Source organism: Parabacteroides sp. KHUB-02, assembly GCF_056640955.1.
The window spans coordinates 543,176-569,949 of the sequence record NZ_JBWQEV010000001.1; the positions used below are offsets into that span (position 1 = coordinate 543,176).

Below are 26,774 nucleotides of genomic sequence, written 5' to 3' on the forward strand. Positions count from 1 at the left end.
TTTATTGGAACAACGCTAAGAAACATACGACAATAGCGAACAATGCCACACCTTCTACCAACGCTCCCATAATCAACATCGAGGTACGGATCTCTCCTGCGGCCGACGGCTGGCGTCCAATAGCTTCAACGGCACCTTTACCGATCAATCCGATTCCGATACCTGCACCTATGGCGGCGAATCCCGCTCCTATAGTGGCTCCCATCTTCGCTACGCCCATCCCGGCTGCCGCTTGTAATAAAATAGTCGATAACATAGTGTTTAATTTTAAATTAGTAACCTTAATAATATAATTCTAATACTTTAATTTCTTTGGATTTATTCCCTTACCTTGGCCAATCCGATATAGTTGGCCGACAGCAGGGTGAAAATATAAGCTTGCAAGCAAGCCACTAACAATTCCAGACAGTTCATGAACGCACAGAACAAGACGGATACGATCGTCATACCGAAATTCACGGCTACTCCCATGGTTGCCGTTATGAATATCAAACAGGTTAGCGCCAAGATAATCGTATGGCCCGCCATGATGTTGGCGAACAGACGGATCATCAACGCGAACGGCTTGGTGAATACCCCGAAGAACTCCACGAACGGCATGATCGGCAAGGGCAGTTTCAAGTAGATCGGCGCTTTGGGCCAAAAGATCTCTTTCCAGTACGCTTTCGTGGCGAACAGGTTGACCGCTATAAACGTACAAAGTGCCAATACGCCTGTTACCGCTATATTTCCCGTAATATTAGCGCCTCCCGGGAAAATAGGTATGATTCCGATCAGGTTGTTGATCAAGATAAAGAAAAATACCGTCAGCAAATAGGACGAGAACGGCTTATATTCTTTTCCGATCGCCTCTTTGATCACCCCGTCTTGTATGTAGGAGATGGCCATTTCCATCAATCCGATAAATCCGCCCGGCGCCTCGTTCGGGTGCTTTTTATACCAATGGGCGGTTCGGAGAACGATGAAAAGCAAGAGACCGCAACTGAGGAACAGTCCGCAAACATTCTTGGTCAATGAGAAATCCATCGGGCGAACCTCTTCTCCGGCACTGTTCTTCTCAACAACCTTTCCCGCATGCTCACCTTCCCCGGCGATATAATAATTGTGATGCGTCCGGCCTTGATGTAGATGGGATGACAGGAATAAATCCCATCCTCTTTCCTCGCTTTTTACCAAGATAGGCAGGGGAATCGCAATCTCTTGTCCGTTCCATTCCGTGATATGCCATGTATAGGCGTCTTGAATGTGGGAGAAGACGATATCCTGCACGTCTATCTCGCCGGACGCCGCTTTTGCCGGAGTGAGAAAGCTGAGCCACATCCAGAAAGCGATCCATATGTATTTGTTATCTTTGATTGTACTCATCATCCTTTTCCCTTTTCTCTCTTTTCATTCTTTTCTTTTCAAACAGATATAAAATGTAAGTCTCCAGTCCGAGGTAAATGAAATAGAATAACATCAACGTGAAACCAAATGTCTTTAATTGTTGCCCGACAAACGCCGCGTACATCCATAAGAAGACGAAAGCGAGCGTGAACTTACACAACCGGACTAGCATGTACATGGTTACGGTCACATCTCCGTTTTTCCTTTTTACCCGGTCTAGGAAGAAAGTCATCGCCATGGCCATGACCCAGTAAAAGAAGGGAATGGACGGATACCACGAGAAATAGTGTTCCGGCCAGATGGTATATAATAAACCACCCAATGAAACGCCTATTGCCACGTTGATAAACGTGATCAAACCCATTAACCTCATTTTTAATCTGCCATTCATTGTCGTATGTTTTTATTCGACGCAAACGGATAGGATGTCGTCTTTTACCTCTACGAATCCGCTTTGTATCGTTTGTTCTTGTCTTTTGCCGTTTGCCTCGAACCGGATCGTACCCGCCTTCAACGCTGCTATCAATGGGGCGTGATGAGGCAAGATATCGAATGAACCGGCAACTCCCGGGAATGAGACAGATTCGGTCTCGCCTTCGAAAAGAATGCCGTCCGGTGATACAATTTCCAGTTTCATATCGATTAATTTGCTTGTTCTTTCAGCTGCTTGGCCTTCTCCAAGACATCCTCGATGGTTCCTACGTTTAAGAATGCCTGTTCGGGTATGTCATCCGTTTCCCCGTCCATGATCATCTTGAATCCCCGGATCGTATCCTCTATAGAGACCATGACACCGGGTACGCCAGTGAATTGTTCCGCCACGGAGAAGGGCTGGGACAGAAAACGTTGTACACGGCGGGCCCGGTTGACCGTTAGCCTGTCCTCGTCGGAAAGTTCTTCCATACCGAGGATGGATATGATATCTTGAAGTTCCTTGTTCCGTTGCAGGATTTGTTTTACCCGTTGCGCTGTGTCGTAATGCTCCTTGCCTACGATCAGCGGATCAAGGATGCGGGATGTAGATTCCAGCGGGTCTACGGCCGGATAGATACCGAGTTCCGTGATCTTGCGGCTGAGGACGGTTGTTGCGTCCAAATGCGTAAAGGTAGTCGCCGGAGCCGGGTCCGTCAAGTCATCGGCAGGAACATACACCGCCTGTACGGAGGTGATGGAGCCCTTCTTGGTTGAAGTGATACGCTCTTGCATAGCTCCCATTTCCGTGGCCAATGTCGGTTGGTAACCTACGGCGGAAGGCATACGCCCCAGCAAGGCGGAAACCTCGGAACCGGCTTGGGTGAAACGGAAGATATTATCGATGAAGAATAATATATCTTTTCTTTCTCCCTCAGAGGCTTTGTCACGGAAGGATTCGGCGATCGTCAAACCGGATAAGGCTACGGACGAGCGGGCGCCCGGCGGTTCGTTCATCTGCCCGAATACCAAGGTAGCTTGCGACTTAGCCAATTCATCGTAATCGATCTTCGACAAGTCCCAGTTACCTGCCTCCATACTCTTCTTAAACTCCTCGCCGTATCGGATGACACCGGATTGGATCATTTCACGCAATAGGTCATTTCCTTCACGTGTACGTTCACCCACACCGGCGAAGACGGAGAATCCGTTGTTTTTCTTTGCGATGTTGTTGATCAATTCCATGATCAATACCGTTTTGCCCACTCCGGCTCCTCCGAAAAGTCCGATCTTACCTCCTTTGGCGTAAGGTTCCAATAAATCGATTACTTTAATACCCGTGTACAAGACCTCTTGGGTCGTTGTCAGATCCTCGAATTTAGGAGGCTCACGATGGATGGGAAGAGCCCCGTCTTTAGTAAGCTGGGCCATGCCGTCGATAGGGTCGCCTGTGACATTCATTAAACGTCCTTTGACTTGGTCGCCGGTCGGCATGGTGATGGGCATTCCGTATGACATGGCCTCCATGCCTCGTCTCAATCCGTCGGTCGTATCCATCGCTACGGTACGGACGGTGTTTTCCCCGATGTGTTGCTGAACTTCGACGATCAAGATCTTTCCGTTCGGGCGGGAAATCTCCATGGCGTCGTGGATACGGGGGAGGGTTACTGTTTCTTCTGTCCCATAATCAAAGTGGATATCCACTACCGGGCCGATAACCTGTGAGATATAGCCTTTTATTTCTCCCATAAAGCCTATTTGTTATTTATCTTAACCTATTAAAATGTCGTTGCAATATTACGTTTTATGGCGTTTCGATCCTTGAAAATAGAACTTTTTGTGTCTTTTTGAGATTAGTTAAACTTTAAACTATTTAGCTATAGTTCCGAAATAGACCAATTTGTTTCTTATTTGGACGAATCAGAAAGCTATAGTCAAATTTCTAAGGCATAGATAGATAAGGAGATACGAATTTGCTGCCTTTTTGATAGTAAAGGTGATAGTTCTGTTTTATTTTGTTAATCCATAATAGGGGTGTTTTTAATGGTATCGGATAGTTATTTGTGGTTCTGTTGAGCAAGTGGTGATATTTATGTAATTTTGTACGTCAACAATACTAAATAAACATGAAACGAATTATTGAGATATGTGCGAACTCCGCTCAAAGCTGTGTGGAGGCGGAGGCGGGAGGCGCTACCCGTGTAGAGCTTTGCGCCGGGATACCCGAAGGGGGAACTACACCTAGTTATGGAGAGATCAAGACGGCGAAGGCTCTGACTTCCAAGATCGATATCAATGTGATTATCCGTCCGAGAGGCGGTGATTTCTTGTATACGGAAGCCGAGGTGCAATCCATGCTATTGGATATAGAACTGTGCAAGGAGCTAAAGGTGCATGGCGTCGTTTTCGGCTGTCTTACGAAAGACGGGGATATCGATGTACCCTTGATGCGGCGCTTGATCGAGGCGGCAAAACCTCTGTCCGTAACTTGTCATCGTGCTTTCGATGTTTGCCGGGACCCATTCACTGCGTTGGAGCAGCTAATCGAGTTGGGATGCGACCGTATCTTGACCTCCGGCCAGCAATCGGATGCCGTGAAAGGAATCCCCTTGATCGCCGAGCTGGTGAAACGTGCGGACGGACGGATCATCATCATGCCGGGATGTGGCGTACGTGAGAATAATATCGGGAAAATAGAGGCGGAGACAGGAGCGAAAGAGTTTCATACGTCCGCCCGAAGTATCGTATATAGTAAAATGGAATACCGCAATGAGAATGTCCCGATGGGAAGCAGTATCGTGTCCTCCGAATTCGAGACGGTGCAAACGGATCGGGAGAAGGTAAAAGCATATATTTAAGTGCCGGTATAGGCGTGAGCCTGTGTCGGTATTGGTGTAGCCCTACGCCTATACCGGCATCGCCTCATGCCTATACCGGCGTGGGGCGATACCAATACTCGTATGCGGGTGAAATGTTTTTTCTTCCCAAAAAGATTGTTTATCTTTGCGCCTCCATTAGATAAAAGATGCTAAATGTAACAGTGAATAATCGTTTTGGGCTTCACCAGCGTATCATGCTTATGATCATGTTGGTGCTGTTACAGTTTTATTCCATTGGAAGCGATTTCTTTCCGGAGAATATTACCACTACCTCGATGGAAATAGTCGATAAAGAGGCACCCGATGTGTTGTTGGATTTTGACGATAACGCCTCCTTGCGAACGGTACGTCAGGAGCAAGTGCAAATTCGAGCCTTGGAGATCGATTTGATATGGGACTTGTTTACGATTCTGGATTTACATGAATTAATTCATTCCTTGGAACTACGGCAATGCGCCAAGCTTCCTTTATTTTATAACCTACACAAAGCACAGAATTTCGTTTGGTTCTGTTCCTATCTGATTTAGTAGAACTTACCTGTTTCTTATTGTCGCGCATGGGGTGATTCGCCTATGTGCTTTTCGTCGTATTCAAATAATTATAAATCTATAAGTTTTATGAGGATAAAATTGTTTTCTAACTATTTACCCTTACTATGCTTAACGGCTTGTGTATGGGTATCTTGTAGCCAAAACCGGGAGAAAAAGTCCGGGAAGAAAGATCATACGCCGGTGATGCGGTTAACCACGACCACGATCGAGGTGCCGCAGTCGTATGTAGCGGATGTACAAGCCGTACAGTTTGTAGAGGTGAAACCTAAAGTGGAAGGATTCGTGGAGGCCGTCCTCGTGGACGAGGGCGAGCACGTGAAGAAAGGGCAGGTGCTTTTCAAGCTTTCCTCGGCGGAATTGTACGAGGAGGTGAAAGAGGCGCAAGCCCATCACAAACAGGCCCAAGCCGAGTTGAAGATGGCGGAGGTAGAGGTAGACCGCATCAAGCGTTTGGTGGAGAAAGATATCATCTCGCCGATCCGTCTGGAGCAGGCGATGGCCGAGGCGGACGTGGCACGCTTGCAGGTGCAACAGGCCAAATCCCGTTTGCAACGTGCGGAGACTAATTTCTCGTACACGACGATCACGGCTCCTTTCGAGGGATACGTGGACCGCATCCCCTTTAAGGTAGGAAGTTTGGTTACGCCGAGCAGCTTATTGACCTCCTTGACGGACGTATCGGATATGTTCGCCTATTTCAAGATCAACGAGAAGGAGTATCTGGAATATAAACGGACGCAGTTGAGCGGTATCGACCAGCCGGAGTATAATAATCTGGAGCTGATCCTTTCCGACCAATCCACCTATCGGTATAAAGGGAAGGTAGAGACCGTGGAGGGCGACTTTGAGCGGGGTACCGGATCGATCGCTTTCCGTGCCCGTTTCGCGAACCCGGAACGTTTGCTGCGACATGGCGTATCCGGTAAGATCCGGATGCTGACCAAGATGGAGAACGTCGTCTTGGTTCCTCAGCAATCCACTTTCGAGATACAGGATTTTACCTATGTATATACGGTAGCGGAAGATGGAAAGGTGAGCGTACGTAGCTTCGAGCCGTTGGCCCGCCACGGTTCTTATTACGTGACACAGGATTTGCCGGACCAGACCGTCATCGTCTACGAGGGTGTTCAGATGATCACGGACGGCATGACTATCAATCCCGATATGGTAGATGGAGCCACGATCCGTCGCCAATTGGAATCGTCTAACGAAATCGAGAATAATAAGTAAGCCCTATGTTTGAAATATTTATCAGACGCCCTATCTTATCGGGCGTGATCTCGGTGGTAATTGTCTTCTTGGGATTGCTGGCGATCAACTCCTTGCCGATTACCCAATTCCCGGATATCGTGCCCCCTTCCGTTACCGTTACCGCCCGTTATACCGGAGCGAACGCCGACGTGATGGCGAAAACGGTGGCGACCCCGCTGGAGCGTGCCATCAACGGCGTGCCCGGAATGACCTATATGACCTCTGTTTGTACGAACGACGGTATGTCCTTGACTACGATCTATTTCAAGGTCGGTACCGATCCGGACGTAGCTTCTGTGAATGTGCAGAACCGTGTGACCACCGTGCTGGATGAGCTTCCGGAAGAGGTGATCCGTGCCGGCGTGATCACGGAGAAGGAGGTAAACAGTATGTTGATGTACCTGAACATCATGAGCTCGGATAGTACCCATACGGAGAAATTCGTATATAATTTTGCCGATATCAATATCTTGCGTGAGTTGAAGCGCATCGACGGCGTGGGATTCGTGGAGATCATGGGTAGTCGCGACTATGCGATGCGTGTATGGCTGAACCCGAACCGGTTGGCGGCTTATAATATGTCGCCGCAAGAGGTTACGGAGGCGATCCGCTCGCAGAATATCGAGGCGGCGCCGGGTAAGACGGGTATCAGCTCCGACAAGATCCCGCAGCAATTGCAATACGTCTTGCAATATAGCGGTAAGTTCAGCACGCCGGAGGAATATGGCGAGATCGTCTTGAAAGCCCTGCCGGACGGTTCCGTGCTTCGCTTGAAAGACGTGGCTACGATCGAGTTTGATTCCGAGGATTATAATATGATCTCCATGACGGACGGAAAGCCCTCGGCCTCTATCATGATCAAGCAGCGTCCGGGCTCGAACGCCCGTGAGGTGATCCAGCAGATCAAGGCGAAGATGGAGGAATTGAAGGAAACGACGTTTGCCCCGGGTATGGAATATAATATCTCGTACGACGTATCCCGTTTCTTGGACGCTTCCATATCGGTCGTGCTCAAGACCTTGCTGGAGGCGTTTATCTTGGTATTTGTCGTGGTGTATCTTTTCTTGCAGGATTTCCGGTCTACGCTGATACCCGCTATCGCCGTTCCGGTATCGTTGATCGGTACGTTCTTCTTTATGCAGATGCTGGGTTTCTCAATCAATATGCTGACTTTGTTCGCCTTGGTGCTCGCTATCGGTATCGTGGTGGATAACGCGATCGTGGTGGTAGAGGCGGTCCACGTGAAGATGCACAACGAGAAGCTGCCCCCGTTGAAGGCGACGAAAAAAGCGATCGGTGAGATCGGAGGGGCGATTATCGCTATTACGCTGGTGATGTCCGCTGTGTTTATCCCGGTCGGTTTCATGGATGGTACGGTGGGTATCTTCTATCGCCAGTTCTCGTTGACGCTCGCTGTGGCGATCGTGATCTCCGGCGTGAACGCCTTGACGTTGTCTCCGGCTCTTTGCGCCTTGTTGCTGAAGCCGGTATCCCACTCGAAGAAGAAAAAGAAAAATCTGCTGGCTCGTTTCTTTGATGGGTTCAATAGCCGTTATGATTTCTTGGAGCGTCGTTACCGCTTGAATTTAAGATGGTTCTTGAACCGTCGGATGCTGACGTACGCAACCTTGATCCTTTTCTGTCTGGCCACGTGGGGCATGACGTTCGTGTTGCCTTCCGGCTTTATCCCGAACGAGGACCAAGGTATGATCTATGTGAACGTAGACGCACCTCCCGGAGCTACCTTGGAGCGTTCGGAAGCTGCCTTGAACAAGGTGCAAGCGGCTTTGTTGCCGTTGGAAGAGGTGGAGACGATCTCTACCTTGGCCGGCTATAGCTTGATGACCGAGACGGAGGGTGCCAGCTTCGGTATGGGTATGATTAACCTAACCCCTTGGGATCAACGGGAGCAGACGGCGGCGGAGTTGATGAGTGTGTATGCCGATCGTGTCGCCCATATCAAGGATGCGGACATCCAGTTCTTCCTGCCGCCTACGGTTCCGGGATTCGGTAACGCGAGTGGCTTCGAGCTTCGTCTGCAAGATAAGACCGCCGGTACGTTCGCCGAGCTGGATGAGGTTGCCAAGAACTTCGTGGCGAAGCTGAACGCTGATCCTCGCCTGACCGGTGTCACTTCCGGCTTCAACCCGAATTTCCCGCAATATCTGCTCCGGGTGGATTTGGCGAAGGCGGCTAAGTTGGGCATCAACGTGAACGAGTCCATGGAAACCTTGCAATCCTATGTAGGTAGCTTCTACTCCTCCAACTTCGTCCGTTTCGGCCAGATGTATAAGGTCATGTTGCAAGCGGCGCCGGAGTATCGTATGAATCCGGAGGATTTGTTCAGCCTGTATGCTAAGAATAAGGAGGGGAATATGGTGCCTTACTCCAACTTCATGACGATGGAGCGTGTGTATGGTCCGAGCCAGATTACCCGTTACAACCTGTTTACCTCGGCCATGATTACCGGCGAGGCCGCCCCGGGTGTCAGCTCGGGTGAGGCGTTGGCGGCTGTTGAGGAGATCGCTTCCGAGGTATTGCCCCGTGGTTATGATACCGAATGGTCCGGTGTGGCGAAGGAGGAGAAAGAGTCCGGTGGGCAAACGTTGGTAATTTTCGCTATTTGTTTGGCATTCGTCTATCTGTTGCTTGCCGCCCAATACGAGAGCTTATTGCTTCCGCTTCCGGTCATCCTGTCGCTTCCGGCGGGTGTGTTCGGCTCGTTCTTCTTGCTGTACGTGGTAGGTCTGGAGAATAACATCTATGCGCAGGTGGCGTTGGTGATGTTGATCGGTTTGCTGGGAAAGAACGCGATCTTGATTATCGAGGTGGCGAACCAGTGCCGTAAGGAAGGTATCAGCGTGATGGGAGCCGCTATTCAAGGGGCTACCAGTCGTTTGCGCCCGATCTTGATGACCTCCTTCGCTTTTATTAGTGGCTTGATTCCGTTGACGATCGCCTCGGGAGCCGGTGCCTTGGGGAACCGTTCGATCGGTACGGCGGCGGCCGGAGGTATGTTGATCGGTACGTTTGTCGGTATCTTCTTGATCCCGGGGCTTTACGTGATCTTCGAGTCGCTGGCTACTTATTTTAAAAAGAGAAAAGAGAAAGAGCAAATTAAAGAAGACGAGTATGTGTATTAATAAGATGAGATATATTATAATGATAGGCTGTGCCTTGACTCTGATCGCTTTGGCCGGTTGTAAGACTCCCGAGCTATCGATGGACGAGCGGATCTCGCTTCCGGAATCCGGCGAGATGGGAATGAACGACACTACGTTCGTGAAACCGCTGTCGTGGGATGTCTTTTTCCAAGATACCTTATTGCGAGGCTATGTGGATGTGGCTTTACGCAATAACCATTCCTTCCGGCAGAGCATGGAGCGCATCGCCATGAGCCGTGCGGCCTTGCAACGGGCGAAAGGGCTTTTGCTGCCGGACGTGAATTTGAACATCGGAGCCTCCGTGAACCGTTTCGGTGAATATACGATGGATGGTGTGGGGAATAGCGAGACGAACGTGCCTTCTTTGCCAAAGGATAAGCATATACCGGACCCTTACCGGGATTTCGGCTTGAGCTTGAGCTTTCAATGGGAAGCGGATATCTGGGGCAAACTGACCCGGAAGAAGCAGGCCGCCGCCGCTCGCTGGATGGCTTCCGTGGAGGCTACCCGTTTTGCCCAGTCGATGTTGATCTCCGATTTGGCGATTCAATATTATGAGTTGATCGGCTTGGACCGGCGTAAGGAGGTGTTGCGGAACGCGCTGGCCAGTGCCCGTCGTTCCCATGAGCTGACCCGCCAGTTGAAGAAGGAAGGGGCGGAGACGCAGTTGGCGGTCGATCAGTTTTATGCCCGTGTGTTGTCGATCGAGAGTAAGTTGCTGGAAAACGATCAGTTGATCGGTGAGAAGGAGCGGGCGATCGCCTGCCTGTTGGGTGTTTTCCCCTTCGAGATTCGCCGGATGGGATTCGATGAGTTGCGTAAGTTGCCGGTTCCCTTGTCGGAAGGGATTCCGGCGAACCTCTTGACATTGCGTCCGGATGTACGTTCCGCCGAGATGGAGCTGATCGCCTCCAAGGCGGATGTGATAGCGGCGAAGGCGGCTTTCTATCCCTCGTTGGTGCTTGGCGCCAGTGGTGGTTTCAACGCGTTTGACGTGGGTAAGTGGTTCCACTCGCCGGCCTCTTTGGTGTACGACTTGGCGGCGGGTATCACGGCTCCTATCTTCCGCCGCGATGAGATCCGTTCGATGTGGAACGAGGCGAAGGCTTCCCAGCGTATCGCCTTGTCCCAATACCACGAGACCGCTTTGAACGCTTACACCGAGGTGCTCGATCTCTATTGCGCCAGCCAGACCCAAACGGAGCGTATCCGCTTGAAAGAGAAAGAATCCCTTGCTCACCAGCGTTCCGTGGTGAATGCCGGCGAGATGTTCCAATTAAGCTATACCGGTTTCTTGGAGGTTCTCTCTGCCGAGGAGCGTTATCTGGATAGCGAGCTGGAGCATATCGATATCGTCACCGATTTATGCCGGAAGAAGATATTGCTGTACCGGGCGTTGGGAGGCGGTTGTTGATTTTTATCGTGACGCTATTCATGGGGACGTGGCCGACCGCCTGCCGGCCCATCACGCCATAGATCCAATCGGCCACGCCGTGATTGAACGTATCGGAAAGTATGCCTTCGGCTTCGTTGCGATAAATCTAAGGAAGATGTGTTCTTTTCTGAAAAGAAGTGTGTATCTTTGAGGCTTATTGTTATCTTATAGTCTAGGCCATTATGAAATATCTGACTCTACTCGTGTTTTTAGGAATCTCGTTGTTGTGCGAAGCCCAGCAAGATTCGATCGTCCCCTTTGAGAAAGCGTATAAACGTACCTATAATATCCGGAAAGTATCGGGAGTGAAACCTACGATCGACGGTAAGTTGGATGAGGACTTTTGGACGAAGCAAGGCGAATGGTCGGATCGTTTCGTACAGATTATCCCTTATGAGCGGGCGATCACCCAATCTCCGACCCGGGTGAAACTTTTCTATGATGATAAATATATCTATATAGGCGTGTATTGTAAGGACGCCGTGCCGGATAAGATGAATCGTTTTATCGGGAACCGGGATGATAATAGTCTGGGCGATTTGATCAGTGTCGCTTTCGATACCTACCATGATTATCGGGCGGCGCCGGAATTCAATATCAATCTGGGAGGGAATAAGACCGATTTAATCGTTACCGACAAGTTGGATGTCAATAAGAGCTGGAACGCCGTTTGGGAGGGCCGGACGCATATTGATCGGGCGGATTCCAGTTGGACCGCCGAGCTGCGTATCCCGTTCAGCCAGTTGCGCTATAACCAGCAATCGGAGGATGGCGTTTGGGGCTTGCACATACGCCGTATCATACGTAGGAATAACGAGGTGCAAAATTGGAGCATGATTCCCTTGAAGAATAACGGACATGTCTTTTCGTTCGGTAACATGAGCGGCATGGACTCTGTTCCCAAGCCTCGCGGCATCGAGTTCTTGCCGTATGTAATGGGTAAATACAGGCAGGAACCCCGGATAGATGGCAGCCCTTATCAAAAAGGACATAGCTGGGGAGGAAACGTGGGCTTGGACGCTAAGTTCGCCCTCTCGGATTATACGTTGGATATGACGATCAATCCGGATTACGGACAAGTGGAGTTGGATCCCTCCGTAATGAACCTTACGGCTTACGAGACGTTTTACGATGAGAAACGCCCCTTCTTCTTGGAAGGAAAACATATCTTGGATTTCGCGAACGGTAGCGATATGATGTTTTATACCCGTAGGATCGGCGCCTCTCCCTCTTATACGCCACGGGGTATAGACAACGTAGGCAGTTATGCCGAGACGAAAGAGAATGTGCCGATTATTGGTGCTTTGAAACTGACGGGTACGAATAAACGGGGCTTGACGATCGGAGTGATCGAGAGTGTGACGGCACGTTCCTCCTCCAAGGTTACCCGTAATGGGGTGGAGGATGTGGAAGTCGTGGAGCCTTTGACAAACTATACCGTGGCCCGTGTGCAAAAGAACTGGAAGGGGAATACCTTGCTGGGCGGTATGGTGACTTCGGTAAACCGTGCCTTGGATCAGCCTTATCTGGAAGATTTTATGGTGCGTAACGCTTTCACGGCGGGTATTGATTTTACCCAGTATTTCAAGAATCGCCTTTATTATATAGATGTAAAGGGAATGTTGAGTTCCTTGCATGGTAGCGCCGGAGCGATCACGGCCTTGCAGAATAGCGTGGCGCATTATTATCAAAGGGCTTCCTCCGCCGATTATCTGGGGGTGGATCCTACCCGTCGCTCCCTGACCGGAACGGGTGGTTATGTGAAAGTGGGACGGAAAGGAAACGCCAAATGGAACTTCTCGGAGACCTTTACTTGGTCGTCACCCGGTCTCGACTTGAATGATATGGGATATATGAAGGAGACGGATTATCTGATGAATGAGACGGAGATCATGTATCGGCAGACCGATATCTGGAAGATATTCCGGTACAACGCCTTTACCCTGTCCCAAAAGAATATGTGGAATTACGGCGGTACTCCTTTTAGCAACAACGCTTCCTTGCGTTGGCAAAGTATGACGATGAACCGGTATGAATGGGATGTCAAGGAAACCTTCGCTTGGAATTGGCTGGATAGCCGCTTATTGCGAGGGGGACCGGATGTTCGCTTCGGTTCTTATTTCTTAACTTCCGCTAAGTTCAATACCGATAAGGCGAAACGAATGATGTTCATGCTCAAATACGAGGGCGATCATAATTTCGAGGGAAATCGCTTCAATACGATCTCGCCGAGCCTGACCTTCCGCTTGGGAAACCATGTCTATTTGTCCGGGCAACTGGATTACGCATGGAATACGGATGAGATGCAATATGTGGCTACGACGCATCCGCTTGGCGCACGTGGCTCTGCCCCTGCTTATGTTATGGGCCACATGGATCAGAAGACCTATGGTCTCACGCTGAAATTACAAGTGAACGTGACCCCCGATATTTCCATTCAATTCTATGGCGCCCCGTTCACCTCTATCGCTAAATACGATGATTTTAAATTAGCGGCGGATACGAAGTCGCATACCTTTGAGAACCGTTTCCAACGTATTGATCCGGATCATTTGACTTATGCGGATGGAGTCTATACCATCGGGGAGGGAGCTGAGCAGATGCCTTTCAGGAACCCGGATTTTAGGTTTAACGAGTTTCGTTCCAACTTGGTAGCCCGCTGGGAATACTTGCCCGGCTCCACGCTTTATTTCGTATGGGAACACCGGATGTCCAACCGGGACAACTGGTATTCCTCCGGCTGGGGAAGTAATCTGAATCGTATGTGGGGACTCCCCGCTACAAATACGTTCATGATCAAAATGAATTATTGGTTCAACTTGTAAATATGAGTGAGATTCATTAGTTTTGTATATTGATAAAGATATAATAAGATATGGAAGAGAAGAAAAGATTGACTCGTTCGAATAATAAGATGATAGGTGGCGTTTGTGCTGGTCTTGCGGAATACTTGGATATCGATCCGACGATCGTACGGATCGTGTGGGTATTGATGGTTTTCTTCGCTGGATTCGGCGGACTGTTATACGTTATCTTGTGGTTGGTAATGCCTAAACAACAGATCGGGTAAAGGATGAATTTTGAAATATCGTCTTCGTTCAGTCCCACGGGTGACCAACCCGAGGCGATTGCGGCGTTGTCGGAAGGGATCAAGAGTGGTGTCCCTTTCCAAACTCTTTTGGGTGTTACCGGTTCCGGTAAGACGTTTACGATCGCTAACGTGATAAAGGAAGTTCAGAGACCAACCTTGATACTCAGTCATAATAAGACGCTTGCCGCTCAGTTGTACAGTGAGTTTAAAGCGTTTTTCCCCAATAACGCGGTAGAGTACTTTGTCTCTTATTATGATTATTACCAACCGGAGGCCTATCTACCTTCTACCGATACCTATATAGAGAAAGACTTGGCGATCAATGAGGAGATCGATAAGCTGCGTTTGAGGGCTACGGCTTCCTTATTGTCGGGTCGTAAGGACGTGATCGTGGTCTCATCCGTATCCTGCTTGTATGGTATGGCGGATCCTACGGCTTTCGCCGAGAAAGTGACGCATCTGGAACGGGGTATGCGTATCGACCGGGATAAGTTGTTGCGCCGGTTTGTAGACGCCCTGTACGTGAATAATAAGCTGGAGTTCAAAAGCGGCTGTTTCCGTGTGAATGGCGATACGGTGGATATCTTCCCAGCGATCGAGACCTTCGACGGTATGGCGTATCGTATCGAGTTCTGGGATGATGAGATAGACCGCATCTCCTCTTTTAATCCGTTGACAGGCGAGGAATATGATGAACAGGATGAGCTGAATATTTATCCTACTAATTTATTCGTGACCACCCAAGAGCGTATCAATATGGCGATCGGCCAGATCGATGTGGATCTGGGTACGCAGGTGAATTTCCTCAAGGAGATCGGTAAGCCCTTTGAGGCGAAACGCCTGTATGAGCGTGTCACTTTTGATCTGGAAATGATCCGGGAGCTAGGGCATTGCTCGGGTATCGAGAACTATTCCCGCTATTTCGACGGACGTGCGGCGGGAGATCGTCCTTTCTGCTTGTTGGACTATTTCCCGAAAGACTTCATGCTTGTCGTAGACGAGAGCCATGTGACGATCCCGCAGATTCGTGCGATGTATGGCGGGGATTATGCCCGGAAGAAAAACTTGGTGGAGTATGGTTTCCGTTTGCCCTCGGCGATGGATAACCGTCCGCTTACCTTCGATGAGTTCGAGTCGTTGACGCCTCTAGGCATTTATGTGAGCGCTACTCCCGCCGATTACGAGTTGATAAAGAGCGAGGGAGTGGTGGTGGAGCAGGTGATACGTCCGACAGGCCTGCTGGACCCGATTATCGATGTCCGTCCTTCATTAAACCAAATCGACGACTTGATGGAGGAGATCACGCAGCGCTCGGCAAAAGACGAACGAGTCTTGGTGACTACCTTGACCAAGCGTATGGCGGAAGAGCTGACTACGTATATGACCCGCATGGGGGTACGATGCAACTATATACATAGCGATGTAGATACCTTGGAGCGGGTACAGATTATGGACGACCTGCGGAATGGCCTGTTTGACGTGCTGATCGGTGTCAACCTGCTACGCGAGGGGCTGGACTTACCGGAAGTCTCGTTGGTCGCTATCTTGGATGCGGATAAGGAAGGCTTTTTGCGTTCCCACCGATCCTTGACACAGACAGCCGGACGTGCCGCCCGAAACGTGAACGGAAAGGTTATCTTCTATGCCGATAAGATCACGGCGAGTATGCGACAGACCATGGACGAGACCAATCGCCGGCGGGAGAAACAGATGGCTTATAACGAGGCGCATGGCATTACTCCGAAGCAAGTCATGAAAAACAGTGTATCCATGCTTGCCGAGAAACAACAAACGGCGGAGCCTTACGCTTATATAGAGCCGGAACCAAGCTTGGTAGCGGACCCGGTCGTGCAATACATGAACCGTACGCAGCTTGAGAAGGCGATCGAGCGGACTCGCAAACAGATGACAGAGGCGGCGAAGAAACTGGATTTCATCGAGGCTGCCCAATTCCGTGACGAGCTGGTGAAATTGGAGGATTTACTGAAAACGAAAAAGGATTAGCTTATGAGAAGGGGAATGCTACTGCTCGGTTTTTGGGTGTGTGTATGTATGGTGTTTTTAGTGAACGCCCAAGAGCATACATCCCGTAAATTGTATTGTACGGATGAGGATCGTGCTATTTTCGATCGGTATTGTACTCAGATGGAACCTAAGAAGTCGTTACCCCTAGACGAGCTAATGATCCATACCGCCCTTTTCTTCCGGGGGACTCCTTATGTCGCCTCTACCTTGGAAAAGGAGCCGGAGGGCTTGGTGGTCAATCTGCGGGAATTGGATTGCACCACATTCGCGGAGACCGTATTGGCTTTATCCCGTACCCTGCGAGAGGAAAAAACTACCTTTGAGAACTTCTGTGAGAATCTACAACGGCTCCGGTACAGAGAGGGTACGATAGGGGATTACACAGATCGTTTGCATTATATGACGGACTGGTTCTATGAGAATGAGCGAAAAGGAATCGTGAAAGATATGGGGAGGGAAATCGGTGGTGCCTCCCTACCTTTGGATTTATCTTTTATCTCTACGCATCCGGATAGCTATAAGCAACTGAAGAACCATCCGGAAAGAGTTCGAAGGATGGCCGATAAGGAAAAGGAGATAAACCTACGTCCTCATTATTATGTGCCTAAACAGGAGATCGAGAAATGTTCGTCCGGAATCAAGAATGGCGATATCCTCTGTTTTGTTACTTCTATCAAGGGGCTGGACGTGACGCATGTCGGGATCGCCTATTGGAAGGATGGACAACTGACATTTATCCATGCCTCTTCTTCCGCTAAAAAGGGAATCATCCAAGCATCCTCCTTACGAGATTACGCCGAGGGGATAAAGAGCTGTAAAGGGATATTGGTAGCCCGCCCACTATCGATTCATTGAAATAACTCGAAGGCAAACTTGAATCCCATGCTTTGGTAATGCCAGCGATCGAATCCGGCGAATATCCCGATATTAAAGATATGGTTCCCGATCCCGTATCCGACTTCCGTATAGCTAGGCAAGACCGGTGTCCATAGCTGGCTCCAATAAAAGCGTTCGGAGAGGATATAGCGTGAGGCCGTTTGCATGAACTTTTTCGTGGAGTTGATGCGGAGAACCTTAAATAAGATAAAAGGGCTTTCATACATGAAATGTGCTTGTATATACTTATCGGAGGCATTGAACCACTCGCCTTTCAGTAGATTGAAGACTCCGCCAATCTGATCATCCCACGTATCGGGGAAATTCCTGCGGGTGAAATACCTAAAGTCTGCGAAATAGGTAGACTTCTGTTGTGTATAAAGACCGGCGCTGATATGATAGTTCAATCGTCTGCACAGGCCAAGCATAAGGCTTTGATGCACGTCCGCCTCTATACGTCCGTAATCTCCTGAGCTTTTCCCGACTCCGGGGATACCTCTCGCTATTTCGATTGATATCGTGGGATAGTAAGAATAGACATACTCCTTCCGGTATCCGTCCATGCGATAATATTGGCGGGGGGTATAGGAGAAACCGAGCGTGGGCGTAAAGTCATTATAATTTTGACTAAGTATTTCCTCTACATCATCCCCGGGATCAATCGCCACTTTCTTTTTAGAGGGGATACGGCGATGGTAAGAGATGCCTGTTGTTAATTGAAACCCATTGAATAACTCGATGGAGTTTTTTATTTCCGCATAGTAATGTTTGAAATACTCAAGGTTTAAATCATCGAAATTGAAGGTGGAATCCTTCAATTCCTCATTGATCTTTTGGGTGATCTCGGAAGAATAACTCTCATTACTGTTTCCTACTTCTACCGATAAGATTCCCCGTTTCTGCGGCGAGTATTCCCAATCGCCTCCGACCTTGAAAAATATCTGCTTGCGCTTGAATACGTAACCAATCTCCGGACGGAAACGAATCTGTTTGTCACGGGCGAATGTCTTGCTGATACGGAATCGCTGTTTGTAAGTGATGCCGTTACGGGCGGAATAACCCAATTGGAACGGATTTAGAAAGCCGGAATATTTAATACGGGTCGTTTTATAATCCATATTGACCGTATTCGTCAACTGCTCCGTTAGCTTAACGTACTTCTGGAGATCATCGGCCGTATCGATTTTACTTATATTCTGCTCTTGGGCTTTACTATATAAGTGGGTTTCATCCGGACTCAAGGGATTGTCACGATGGATATTCCAATACGTGGAATCCCTGATAATAGGAACCGTATCGGACGAGAGTTTGTAATAATTGGTCAGGTCCAAGGATTTCCATTTATGGCTTTCGTTGTCCTCCTCCACCCATTCCACTTCCTGATACTTAAAGGAAGAATGGTAGGTGGTTGCCACTGCGTTTCCCAATACCCTGTATCGGAGGAATAGATCCGCCTTCTCGGGTAGGATGAACCGTCTGAAATCCCGTCCGTAGCTCATGACTAGGTTGAATTCGGCGAAAGAGTAACGACCGTTCATATCGATCTTGTCGATCGTCCATGACTGGTCGATGACATATAGATCCCCGCATACCAATTTCTGGCTCCATTGCTTCGGTAGGAAACGGATTTTGTAAATCGTCAAGCCGTTGATAGTCTCCAGCCCTTCCAAGTTGAACGTATAAAACTTAAAAGCGTTGCTAGCTATCGGCATGAAGATAGCATCATCGTAAGCGGTAGGGGAGTATACGTTCAAATTCAAGAAGGCCAAGGCCTCCTGCTGCTTTTTCCCGTTGGGTATGCTGTTTCCGTTGACCGCCTTTAGATCATGAAGATAATTCTGCGGGGCGTTAAATTTAGATTGACAGACCATTTCAAAAAGCATATCCTTATTTTTCCGGTCGATAGGAAAGATATGATGGGCGAGACGTATTAACATATTTTGTTTTAAAATTTCTGTACGTCCTTTGATATAAATCTCAGCCTCGTATTTCGATACCGTATTTTGGTATTGGGCCGCTTTTTCGATGACAAGGTGCATGATCGAGTCCGCCCGTTCTCTCGTTTCTCGATTCCCCTTGCCAAAAGACAGGATCTTATCACTATAAGTATCAGTGCTCTTTGCGAAAATACTTATAGAGATTAAAATCAAGGTAAGTATCGAATATAACTTTTTCAACGATTTTACATTCTTTCCAGACAAACATAATGAATAAATTTCAGTTTAGACGTGAAAGAAAGTAAAATGTTACAATATGGTGTAATTAATCGTACAAAAGTTTTTATTTTTTCAAAAGAAAAATCGTATATTTGTGCTTCATAAGTATGTTATATAGCAGTCGTGGTTAAACAGCAAAAAGAAGAGGTCGATTTATCGGCCAGTTTATCAGAGGTGTGGAGGGTTCTGACCGATAAGGAACGTGAGATCCTCCGTAGTAATTCGACGATCCAGCATTTCAAACGTAACGAGTTGATTTATTGCGAGGGCGACGAACCAAAGGACATGATGTGCTTGTTAAAGGGTAAAGTGAAGATTTACAAGGATGGAGTAGGTGGCAGAAGCCAGATTATCCGAATGATTAAGCCTGTGCAGTATTTTGGTTACCGGGCTAGTTTCGCTCAAGAAGATTACTTGACGAACGCTTCCGCATTCGAGGCTTCTACGGTTTGCATGATTCCTATGACAGTGGTTACGGGCCTTTTAATGAGCAATCCGAATTTGGCTATGTTTTTCATCCGACAATTATCCATTGATCTCGGTATCTCGGATGAACGTACGGTTAACCTTACGCAAAAACATATTCGTGGGCGATTAGCTGAATCTTTGTTATTCCTGAAAGATAGTTACGGGTTGGAAGAAGACGGTGCTACGTTAAGCATCTATTTGGCTCGTGAAGATCTGGCAAATCTATCTAATATGACTACATCGAATGCTATTCGCACGTTGTCCACCTTTGTGGCGGAACGTATCATTGCTTTAGACGGTAGAAAGATTAAGTTGATAGATGAAGATCGGTTGAAGAAGATCAGCAAGATGGGATAATTAGATTATTGATCGTAAAAATAAGAAATAAAGGGGCCTTTTTAGTAAGGGCCCCTTATTTTTTATAGGATCGCTTGGCGTAGACGTACCAAACGTGTCAAAAGATCTTCCAATAAATCCAGTTTTAGCATATTGGCCCCGTCGGATTTGGCTTGGCTTGGTTCCGGGTGGGTCTCTATAAACAGGCCGTCCGTGCCTACGGCTATAGCGGCTTTCGCTATCGTCTCGATAAGGGCGGGCAATCCACCGGTCACGCCGGAGGTTTGGTTCGGTTGCTGCAAGGAATGGGTTACATCCATAATGACTGGGAAACCGAATGTTTGCATTTGCGGGATACCCCGGAAATCGACAACAAGGTCGGTATAGCCGAATGTCGTTCCCCGCTCGGTGATCATGACATTATCATTTCCTGCGTCCACTACCTTTTGTACGGCGAATTGCATGGCACCCGGCGAAAGGAACTGTCCTTTCTTTATATTGACGATCTTCCCGGTCTCGGCCGCCGCTACCAATAAATCCGTTTGGCGGCATAGGAAAGCCGGGATTTGAAGGACATCGACATATTCGGCGGCCATGGCAGCTTCCGTTGTCTCATGGATGTCGGTAACGGTGGGAATATTGAACGTCTCGCCCACCTTCCGTAAGATCTTTAACGCCTTCTCATCCCCGATGCCCGTAAAAGAATCCAGACGGGAGCGATTCGCTTTCCGATAGGAGCCTTTGAATACATAGGGTATATGCAGTCTTTCCGTGATACCCACTATTTTCTCGGCGATACGTAACGCCATATCTTCCCCCTCGATTACGCAAGGACCTGCCATCAAGAAGAAGTTCTCGCTTTTATTTAGATCGTTTATTGTTATCATAGCTGATTATTTAGAATTCGCATTGTTGTCGCTATTTTTTCTTCGGTCGGTAGGGTGGCGTCTATCCAATGAATCTCGCAACCCCGGCGTTCCATGCCCCGGAACCAAGTCATTTGCCTCTTGGCGAATTGATGGATCGCTATCTCGAGTTGCGAGACCATCTCCTCAAAAGAAAGCTCCCCGATAATATATAAAGTAAGAAACTTATATTCCAATCCGTAATAGATCAAGTCCTCCGGTTTAACACCCGTAGCCAAGATCGTACGAACCTCATCCACCATTCCTTCGTCCAACCGGGTCCGCAAGCGTCTGGATATTTTTTCCCTACGTAATTCCCGGTCGATGTGGATACCGATGATCAGGCTGTTGATCGGATTATATTCATTTACGTCTGGTGCCTGAGTCTTATAATACTCCTCGATCTCGATCGCACGGATAGCCCGCTGGGCGGTGTCCACGTCCGTTTTATTATGTAATATCTTATAAGAGGCGAGGATGGTTTCCAGCTCCTCCAAGGTTTTATTCCTCAAGGATTCCCTTAGCTCAGGATTTTGAGGCACGTCTAATAGCTTATATCCTTTTAATACGGCCTCTATGTACATCCCGGTTCCTCCGCATAAGATCGGGAGTTTACCCCTCCGCTTCATATCCTCATAGACCCGGAAAAAGTCATGCTGATACTCAAATACGTTATATTTATAGCCGGGCTCGCAGATATCGATCAAGTGATAGGGGATTTGTTTTCCATTCACGTTGTAATCGGCCAAATCCTTACCCGTCCCGATATCCATAGAACGATAGATCTGCCGGGAATCAGCGCTGATGATCTCCGTATCCAACTGGGCGGCGAGAGCGGCGGCGAAGGTCGTCTTTCCGGAAGCCGTAGGCCCTAGAATCGTGATAAGTTCATATGATTTCATGATACAAACGTACGAAAAAAAAGGCCATCCTCAAAGAGGATAGCCTTTTCTATGTAGAGTGGTAATAAATTACTTACCAGCGATAACGCGAGCCATCTCACAAACTTTGTTTGAATAACCCCACTCGTTGTCGTACCAAGATACGATCTTAGCGAAGTTAGAATCCAAAGAGATACCAGCTTTAGCGTCGAAGATAGAAGTGTTAGCACAGCCACGGAAGTCAGTTGAAACAACTGCGTCTTCAGTATAACCAAGAACACCTTTCAATTCGCCTTCAGAAGCTTCCTTCATTGCAGCGCAGATGTCAGCCATAGAAGCCTCTTTCTCAAGAACTACTGTCAAGTCAACAACAGAAACATCAGAAGTCGGTACACGGAAAGCCATACCTGTCAATTTGCCGTTCAATACAGGTAATACTTTACCTACAGCCTTAGCGGCACCCGTTGAAGAAGGGATGATGTTCTCAAGGATACCACGACCACCTCTCCAGTCTTTCTTAGAAGGACCGTCTACAGTCTTCTGAGTAGCTGTAGCAGCGTGAACTGTCGTCATCAAACCTTTAACGATACCGAACTTGTCGTTCAAAACCTTAGCGATAGGAGCCAAGCAGTTTGTAGTACAAGAAGCGTTAGAGATAATGTCTTGACCTGCGTAAGTTGTATGGTTAACACCGTAAACGAACATAGGAGTAGCGTCCTTAGAAGGAGCAGACATGATAACTTTCTTAGCGCCAGCTTGGATGTGCTTGCGAGCTGTCTCGTCTGTCAAGAAGAAACCAGTAGACTCAACAACAACGTCAGCGTCAACCTCGTTCCATTTCAAGTTAGCAGGATCCATCTCAGCAGTTAAACGGATCTTGTTACCGTTTACAACCAAAGCGCCGTCTTCTACAGCTACTTCGCCGTCGAAACGACCGTGTACTGAGTCATATTTCAACATGTATGCCAAGTAATCAGCATCCAAAAGGTCGTTGATACCTACAACTTGAATATCGTTGCCAAAGTTAGCAACTGCAGCACGGAACACCATACGTCCGATACGGCCAAAACCGTTAATACCTAGTTTGATCATTGTAATAAAACTTTTTATGGGTTTATTAATAATAAGTCTTTATTTTTATCTCTTATCCATCGCAAGGAGTAGATATTCATTTTATCCTTGCTTTAACGACTGCAAATGTAGTCATGTTTTTTGTATTGAGCCTTATAATATAGCGAGAAAAAAACTGCCCTCTAACATAAATTAATTGTTGGAGGTTATTTCTTTTTCTTGAATAAGAGATTTGAGAACCATTTTTTCGCTTTTTTGATTCCCCACGTCATAATAAATGGTTGAGCGAGATCCCAAGCGATGGGAATCATACCTTTCGCTATGGATAAATAGTCTGAGATCCCTAAAGCGATGGAGGGTTGTCCGGCCGTTACGGGAGCTGTGTTCTTGTCGTTTGTTTTTGTCGTTGACTTATTGCTAGGGAAAAGGAGAGACGATAGTCCGGATAACAACAAACTTCCGGCGTTCTCCTGTATATAAGAGAAATCCTCATTCAATTTCTGTTCCTGCCGCTTACATTGTCTCTGTATGCGTTCTTTGTCAGAAATCAGTTTCTCCAGTGGGGTTTGCTGGTTGTTCATCGTTTGTCGCATTATTTTTATCGTCATTCGCCGTCATGGCGGCTATTACCTCATTTAATACTTTTGTGCTGATCCTGTCCCTATTCATTATTATAATGCCGATAAGTAGCAGGTACAAGACCGCCACGATACCGAATCCGAACCCGGAGGAGCCGAGCCAATCCCCTAGGAAGAAGCCCAAGGCCAAGAATATGAACAAGATGGCGAAGAATGCCAAAAACAATAATATCAAGCCATATGAGAGAACGGCTATGACTTTACCCGTTCTCTCATATGTACTCAACTTTAGGAGCTCAAGTTTTAACTCCACATAAGCCGATACATCTTCTTTCAGCTCACGGAAGACTGTTCCTGAATCTTTCTCCATACAAAGCTTATTCAGCTACGATTTCTTCTGTTGCCTGTACTACTTCTTGCTTTCCTTCTTTATATTTGGCAAGAGCGGAGTTAAAACCTTCTTTTACTTTTCCGACAACACCGTTCAATTCTTCCAGTAATTGTTCTCTCTTATCTGTCGCTGCCAAATAACCTACAGCGGCACCAACAGCCGCGCCTACTACAAGGCCAAGTAATAATTTTGAATCTACGCTTTTCATAACTTTTTCTTTTTAGAAGTTTCCACTAAGATAACGTATTTATTTGGATTAAGGTTTATCCTTGTCTTAACTTTTGTTGTTAAAAAAAGTTATCCTTTTAAGACCTTCACGGCAACCCAGTTATTTCTTTCGTTATAAGAATCCAATTTCAGCCCGTTCTTCTGACATTCTGCTTCTATCGCCGGGATATCTTCTACATAAAAGCCGCTCATAAATAGGATGCTTCCCGGTTTCATACTGTTTGTATATTGACAAATGTCATTCAGGAGGATGTTCCGGTTGATATTGGCGAAGACGATGTCGAATTGCCCGAATTCCTTGATTTTCTCGGCGCCGCCCAAGGCAACTTGTATGTCTTCGGTATGATTCAGGCGGATATTCTCTAGGGCGTTGTTATAAGCCCATTCGTCGATGTCGATGGCCGCTACCCGTTTCGCCCCTTTCAGCCGGGCCAAGATGGCCAGCACGGCTGTGCCGCATCCCATATCCAGTAGCTCCTTGCCTTCTAGGTCTAGTTTCAGCATCTCGCTTATCATCAAATAAGTCGTTTCGTGATTGCCGGTGCCGAAAGCCATTTTCGGGTCTATTATTATATTATATGTATAGCCGGGCTCCGCCTCGTGGAAGGAGGCACGGATGATGCATTCGCTTCCGATCCGGATGGGTTTGAAATAATTCTTCTCCCATTCCTCATTCCAGTCCTTGCTTTCTACCCATTTGGAGGTGTAATCGATCCGGGTATTCTCTAGCGGAAAGTCGGCCAGTTTATCATCCAATGTCTTTTTGTCGTATAAAGCCTCGGATATATATCCCAGCAAACCCTTCTCGCTTTCCGTAAAGCTCTCAAAACCGATTTCCCCCAACTCGGCGGCCAGCACGTCATTGATAATCTCTTTCTCGATAGGGGAGGTGTATGTGAAACTAAGTTCGTAGTAGTTCATGTCGTATCTTTTTTATGATAAATGTTCCTTTAAAAAAACAACTAAATTATTTAGCGTATCCGCATCAAGGTCCCAATGGTATTTATTCCTATATTCCCTATTAGGTTCCTTTATTTTTTCCTTCTGTGTTTTAGAGGTCCCTAATAATACCTCCAGATAGGCATATATCTTTGTCTTTTTCGCAGGAAGTGTAAGAGGGGTATCTTCTCTCCAAGGCAATACTACCTGTTTCAATGCTTCCTCATAGCTGGTCCAACAATCCATGACAGGTTGATTTTTTGGATTGATTATCTTTTCTAACAAATCTTCCAATTCTCCTGTATCTTTATTGTTTGGAAATAGGAATAACTCGAAATCCACATGACAGCGTTCTTTCCACAAGATTAATTTCTTCTTCCTGTCTTCAAAATCAGCATCAGCATCAAAGATTACAAGGTTAACACCGCCATCTGCCGAAGTTCTGTTCATCTGATTCACATAAACTTCTTCTGTTTTAGGAGAAACGAGACAATTCCAACCGGATGTTTTGATAATATTACCCTGATCGATAGAAGTCTTAAATAAAAATTCCAATAGCTGTGAAATAAATCGCTTATCGGCGTCTCCTTCAACGAAAATCTTAAAAAGTTCTTTCATCGCCTGATTTCTATTTCATTGTCAATCGCCTCTTTCAATCCTTCAAAGGAATATCTGTAAGCTTGAAAACCAGCCTGCTTAGTCTTTGCGATATTGTAAACATTGGCAAGTTCACGAAGGTTTTCGTCATCTTGCATGACAGACTCAAGACTTTGCAGGCACTCCAAGTTATGTGTAGTTACAAACAGCTGTATATTATGCTTTTCTATGAATTTCAGCAAAACCCTCCACATCAGTTTGTGGGTGGTATAATGAAGGCCGTTGTCGAATTCGTCAATCATGACAATGTGGTAATCCTCGCTGGCGATAGTGGCCATGATATTAATCATGCGCCTTACTCCATCGCCTGCCATGCTGATAGGCAGGAGTTCGTGCAATCCTTTCATGGCAAGATATAATCCATCCGGTAAAGCTTCTATGGATTCTATATCCGGATCAAACTCTTTCAAAGCATCAATGACAACCTGCTTCTTGTTCCTTTTTACCAATGTCGCAAAATTACTGGATGCGTTATTGTCATTTTTGTCCACAGGGATGAACAAGCAATTCAAATCCTCCTTATAAGTGGCATCTAGCGTTTGTTGAAGGGTTCCGTCCACACCGACGAATAAGGCAGTATGATACGAGAAGTCATCTTTTTCCTGCACATCAAAATCAAAATTCAATTGTTTGACAGTTGATTTTAAAGAGATGTCACTGGAAGAGGCTTCGGTCGTATTTCGAAAAAAGGGAGAGAAAGTGAGTCTTCGTACAGAAGTTCCGGTTTTTGCCTTTAACAGAGGCTGATTGTTAAAATCAATATTATGAAACAGGTATTTCAAGCTGTCCATATCGGAATTAGTCTGTGTTCTCCAGTAATTTACCCGCATGGGCATTATCGGATTGGCCATACCTACCAACATGAAAACGGCTTCTAATATAGTACTCTTACCTACATTATTAGCGCCAACAAATACATTCAATCCAGACAATCGGTCTATTTTTATAGAATCGAAGCCCCTGAAGTTGGAAATTTCTATTTCGTTGAATTTTTTATCCATTAATAGTTGATTTTAGCCAGTACTTACTTTCCAA

The 26,774-nt window shown here is 47.2% G+C and carries 25 protein-coding genes; 10 read left to right on the forward strand and 15 right to left on the reverse strand.

Annotated features, from left to right (window positions below; translation table 11 throughout):
• Position 1: 1 nt before the first annotated feature.
• The 5 genes from atpE to atpD all read right to left on the reverse strand — a co-directional run bounded on the left by atpE (position 2) and on the right by atpD (position 3,546).
• On the reverse strand, positions 2-256 hold the full coding sequence (atpE, locus tag ACYIA1_RS02535; protein WP_005861792.1) for an ATP synthase F0 subunit C: 255 nt from the start codon (positions 254-256) through the stop codon (positions 2-4).
• A gap of 62 nt (positions 257-318) precedes the next feature.
• The gene (gene atpB, locus ACYIA1_RS02540; protein ID WP_008774074.1) at positions 319-1,368 is read right to left on the reverse strand and encodes a F0F1 ATP synthase subunit A; all 1,050 of its coding nucleotides are present in this window, start codon (positions 1,366-1,368) and stop codon (positions 319-321) included.
• Positions 1,346-1,777: a hypothetical protein gene (locus ACYIA1_RS02545; protein ID WP_008774073.1), complete on the reverse strand. Its 432-nt coding sequence runs from the start codon at positions 1,775-1,777 to the stop codon at positions 1,346-1,348. The genes atpB and ACYIA1_RS02545 overlap by 23 nt, the downstream gene beginning before the upstream one ends.
• Before the next feature lie 12 nt (positions 1,778-1,789).
• On the reverse strand, positions 1,790-2,023 hold the full coding sequence (atpC, locus tag ACYIA1_RS02550) for an ATP synthase F1 subunit epsilon (RefSeq protein WP_005861798.1): 234 nt from the start codon (positions 2,021-2,023) through the stop codon (positions 1,790-1,792).
• 5 nt (positions 2,024-2,028) lie between these two features.
• Entirely contained in the window at positions 2,029-3,546 is a 1,518-nt protein-coding gene (gene atpD / locus ACYIA1_RS02555; protein WP_008774072.1) for a F0F1 ATP synthase subunit beta, read from the reverse strand.
• A gap of 377 nt (positions 3,547-3,923) precedes the next feature.
• On the opposite strand from atpD, the gene ACYIA1_RS02560 reads away from it, so the two are divergent.
• The 9 genes from ACYIA1_RS02560 to ACYIA1_RS02600 all read left to right on the forward strand — a co-directional run bounded on the left by ACYIA1_RS02560 (position 3,924) and on the right by ACYIA1_RS02600 (position 17,048).
• Positions 3,924-4,655, forward strand: a complete 732-nt coding sequence (locus ACYIA1_RS02560) for a copper homeostasis protein CutC (protein ID WP_005861801.1) — start codon at positions 3,924-3,926, stop codon at positions 4,653-4,655.
• 167 nt (positions 4,656-4,822) lie between these two features.
• Positions 4,823-5,203, forward strand: coding sequence for a hypothetical protein (locus ACYIA1_RS02565; protein WP_008774070.1), 381 nt, complete (start codon positions 4,823-4,825; stop codon positions 5,201-5,203).
• A gap of 90 nt (positions 5,204-5,293) precedes the next feature.
• Positions 5,294-6,457: an efflux RND transporter periplasmic adaptor subunit gene (locus ACYIA1_RS02570; protein ID WP_005865934.1), complete on the forward strand. Its 1,164-nt coding sequence runs from the start codon at positions 5,294-5,296 to the stop codon at positions 6,455-6,457.
• A 5-nt stretch (positions 6,458-6,462) separates the two neighbouring features.
• Positions 6,463-9,621: an efflux RND transporter permease subunit gene (locus ACYIA1_RS02575; protein ID WP_044544720.1), complete on the forward strand. Its 3,159-nt coding sequence runs from the start codon at positions 6,463-6,465 to the stop codon at positions 9,619-9,621.
• Complete coding sequence (locus ACYIA1_RS02580; protein ID WP_413639662.1) at positions 9,611-11,056, forward strand: efflux transporter outer membrane subunit; 1,446 nt, start codon at positions 9,611-9,613, stop codon at positions 11,054-11,056. The genes ACYIA1_RS02575 and ACYIA1_RS02580 overlap by 11 nt, the downstream gene beginning before the upstream one ends.
• Positions 11,057-11,259: 203 nt before the next feature.
• Positions 11,260-13,902 (forward strand): DUF5916 domain-containing protein, encoded by a 2,643-nt coding sequence (locus ACYIA1_RS02585; protein ID WP_480334290.1) that lies wholly within the window; start codon positions 11,260-11,262, stop codon positions 13,900-13,902.
• Positions 13,903-13,952: 50 nt separating this feature from the next.
• Entirely contained in the window at positions 13,953-14,147 is a 195-nt protein-coding gene (locus ACYIA1_RS02590; protein ID WP_008774065.1) for a PspC domain-containing protein, read from the forward strand.
• Positions 14,148-14,150: 3 nt separating this feature from the next.
• Complete coding sequence (gene uvrB, locus ACYIA1_RS02595) at positions 14,151-16,172, forward strand: excinuclease ABC subunit UvrB (protein WP_057329073.1); 2,022 nt, start codon at positions 14,151-14,153, stop codon at positions 16,170-16,172.
• 3 nt (positions 16,173-16,175) lie between these two features.
• The gene (locus ACYIA1_RS02600; protein WP_122144285.1) at positions 16,176-17,048 is read left to right on the forward strand and encodes an N-acetylmuramoyl-L-alanine amidase-like domain-containing protein; all 873 of its coding nucleotides are present in this window, start codon (positions 16,176-16,178) and stop codon (positions 17,046-17,048) included.
• Here ACYIA1_RS02600 and ACYIA1_RS02605 read toward each other — a convergent pair.
• Complete coding sequence (locus ACYIA1_RS02605) at positions 17,042-19,246, reverse strand: DUF5686 family protein (protein WP_121960997.1); 2,205 nt, start codon at positions 19,244-19,246, stop codon at positions 17,042-17,044. The genes ACYIA1_RS02600 and ACYIA1_RS02605 overlap by 7 nt on opposite strands.
• Positions 19,247-19,459: 213 nt before the next feature.
• On the opposite strand from ACYIA1_RS02605, the gene ACYIA1_RS02610 reads away from it, so the two are divergent.
• A complete protein-coding gene (locus ACYIA1_RS02610; RefSeq protein ID WP_369799702.1) occupies positions 19,460-20,110 on the forward strand; it encodes a Crp/Fnr family transcriptional regulator in 651 nt (216 codons plus the stop codon).
• A 62-nt stretch (positions 20,111-20,172) separates the two neighbouring features.
• Here ACYIA1_RS02610 and kdsA read toward each other — a convergent pair whose 3' ends face one another.
• From kdsA to ACYIA1_RS02655, 9 genes are all read right to left on the reverse strand, one after another.
• Entirely contained in the window at positions 20,173-20,976 is an 804-nt protein-coding gene (kdsA, locus tag ACYIA1_RS02615; RefSeq protein ID WP_044545592.1) for a 3-deoxy-8-phosphooctulonate synthase, read from the reverse strand.
• Positions 20,973-21,896, reverse strand: a complete 924-nt coding sequence (gene miaA, locus ACYIA1_RS02620; RefSeq protein WP_005861832.1) for a tRNA (adenosine(37)-N6)-dimethylallyltransferase MiaA — start codon at positions 21,894-21,896, stop codon at positions 20,973-20,975. Before miaA ends, kdsA begins: the two co-directional genes overlap by 4 nt.
• Positions 21,897-21,965: 69 nt before the next feature.
• Entirely contained in the window at positions 21,966-22,967 is a 1,002-nt protein-coding gene (gene gap / locus ACYIA1_RS02625; RefSeq protein WP_005861834.1) for a type I glyceraldehyde-3-phosphate dehydrogenase, read from the reverse strand.
• Between the two features lie 185 nt (positions 22,968-23,152).
• Positions 23,153-23,527: a hypothetical protein gene (locus tag ACYIA1_RS02630; RefSeq protein WP_005865964.1), complete on the reverse strand. Its 375-nt coding sequence runs from the start codon at positions 23,525-23,527 to the stop codon at positions 23,153-23,155.
• Positions 23,487-23,894 carry a phage holin family protein gene (locus ACYIA1_RS02635; protein WP_005861838.1) on the reverse strand — a complete coding sequence of 136 codons (408 nt, stop codon included), beginning with the start codon at positions 23,892-23,894 and terminating at the stop codon, positions 23,487-23,489. Before ACYIA1_RS02635 ends, ACYIA1_RS02630 begins: the two co-directional genes overlap by 41 nt.
• Positions 23,895-23,901: 7 nt before the next feature.
• Positions 23,902-24,123: a YtxH domain-containing protein gene (locus ACYIA1_RS02640; protein ID WP_005861840.1), complete on the reverse strand. Its 222-nt coding sequence runs from the start codon at positions 24,121-24,123 to the stop codon at positions 23,902-23,904.
• Positions 24,124-24,212: 89 nt separating this feature from the next.
• Positions 24,213-25,064: a 50S ribosomal protein L11 methyltransferase gene (gene prmA / locus ACYIA1_RS02645; RefSeq protein ID WP_413639666.1), complete on the reverse strand. Its 852-nt coding sequence runs from the start codon at positions 25,062-25,064 to the stop codon at positions 24,213-24,215.
• A gap of 12 nt (positions 25,065-25,076) precedes the next feature.
• Entirely contained in the window at positions 25,077-25,700 is a 624-nt protein-coding gene (locus ACYIA1_RS02650) for a DUF3226 domain-containing protein (RefSeq protein ID WP_480334295.1), read from the reverse strand.
• Entirely contained in the window at positions 25,697-26,740 is a 1,044-nt protein-coding gene (locus ACYIA1_RS02655) for an AAA family ATPase (protein ID WP_480334297.1), read from the reverse strand. The genes ACYIA1_RS02650 and ACYIA1_RS02655 overlap by 4 nt, the downstream gene beginning before the upstream one ends.
• Positions 26,741-26,774 lie beyond the last annotated feature (34 nt).

What these genes read in the sequence shown, in the direction of transcription:
- atpE (WP_005861792.1), bottom strand. Translation starts at nt 256, where the DNA reads ATGTTATCGACTATTTTATTACAAGCGGCAGCCGGGATGGGCGTAGCG.
- atpB (WP_008774074.1), bottom strand. Translation starts at nt 1,368, where the DNA reads ATGATGAGTACAATCAAAGATAACAAATACATATGGATCGCTTTCTGG.
- ACYIA1_RS02545 (WP_008774073.1), bottom strand. Translation starts at nt 1,777, where the DNA reads ATGAATGGCAGATTAAAAATGAGGTTAATGGGTTTGATCACGTTTATC.
- atpC (WP_005861798.1), bottom strand. Translation starts at nt 2,023, where the DNA reads ATGAAACTGGAAATTGTATCACCGGACGGCATTCTTTTCGAAGGCGAG.
- atpD (WP_008774072.1), bottom strand. Translation starts at nt 3,546, where the DNA reads ATGGGAGAAATAAAAGGCTATATCTCACAGGTTATCGGCCCGGTAGTG.
- ACYIA1_RS02560 (WP_005861801.1), top strand. Translation starts at nt 3,924, where the DNA reads ATGAAACGAATTATTGAGATATGTGCGAACTCCGCTCAAAGCTGTGTG.
- ACYIA1_RS02565 (WP_008774070.1), top strand. Translation starts at nt 4,823, where the DNA reads ATGCTAAATGTAACAGTGAATAATCGTTTTGGGCTTCACCAGCGTATC.
- ACYIA1_RS02570 (WP_005865934.1), top strand. Translation starts at nt 5,294, where the DNA reads ATGAGGATAAAATTGTTTTCTAACTATTTACCCTTACTATGCTTAACG.
- ACYIA1_RS02575 (WP_044544720.1), top strand. Translation starts at nt 6,463, where the DNA reads ATGTTTGAAATATTTATCAGACGCCCTATCTTATCGGGCGTGATCTCG.
- ACYIA1_RS02580 (WP_413639662.1), top strand. Translation starts at nt 9,611, where the DNA reads ATGTGTATTAATAAGATGAGATATATTATAATGATAGGCTGTGCCTTG.
- ACYIA1_RS02585 (WP_480334290.1), top strand. Translation starts at nt 11,260, where the DNA reads ATGAAATATCTGACTCTACTCGTGTTTTTAGGAATCTCGTTGTTGTGC.
- ACYIA1_RS02590 (WP_008774065.1), top strand. Translation starts at nt 13,953, where the DNA reads ATGGAAGAGAAGAAAAGATTGACTCGTTCGAATAATAAGATGATAGGT.
- uvrB (WP_057329073.1), top strand. Translation starts at nt 14,151, where the DNA reads ATGAATTTTGAAATATCGTCTTCGTTCAGTCCCACGGGTGACCAACCC.
- ACYIA1_RS02600 (WP_122144285.1), top strand. Translation starts at nt 16,176, where the DNA reads ATGAGAAGGGGAATGCTACTGCTCGGTTTTTGGGTGTGTGTATGTATG.
- kdsA (WP_044545592.1), bottom strand. Translation starts at nt 20,976, where the DNA reads ATGATAACAATAAACGATCTAAATAAAAGCGAGAACTTCTTCTTGATG.
- miaA (WP_005861832.1), bottom strand. Translation starts at nt 21,896, where the DNA reads ATGAAATCATATGAACTTATCACGATTCTAGGGCCTACGGCTTCCGGA.
- gap (WP_005861834.1), bottom strand. Translation starts at nt 22,967, where the DNA reads ATGATCAAACTAGGTATTAACGGTTTTGGCCGTATCGGACGTATGGTG.
- ACYIA1_RS02630 (WP_005865964.1), bottom strand. Translation starts at nt 23,527, where the DNA reads ATGAACAACCAGCAAACCCCACTGGAGAAACTGATTTCTGACAAAGAA.
- ACYIA1_RS02635 (WP_005861838.1), bottom strand. Translation starts at nt 23,894, where the DNA reads ATGGAGAAAGATTCAGGAACAGTCTTCCGTGAGCTGAAAGAAGATGTA.
- ACYIA1_RS02640 (WP_005861840.1), bottom strand. Translation starts at nt 24,123, where the DNA reads ATGAAAAGCGTAGATTCAAAATTATTACTTGGCCTTGTAGTAGGCGCG.
- prmA (WP_413639666.1), bottom strand. Translation starts at nt 25,064, where the DNA reads ATGAACTACTACGAACTTAGTTTCACATACACCTCCCCTATCGAGAAA.
- ACYIA1_RS02650 (WP_480334295.1), bottom strand. Translation starts at nt 25,700, where the DNA reads ATGAAAGAACTTTTTAAGATTTTCGTTGAAGGAGACGCCGATAAGCGA.
- ACYIA1_RS02655 (WP_480334297.1), bottom strand. Translation starts at nt 26,740, where the DNA reads ATGGATAAAAAATTCAACGAAATAGAAATTTCCAACTTCAGGGGCTTC.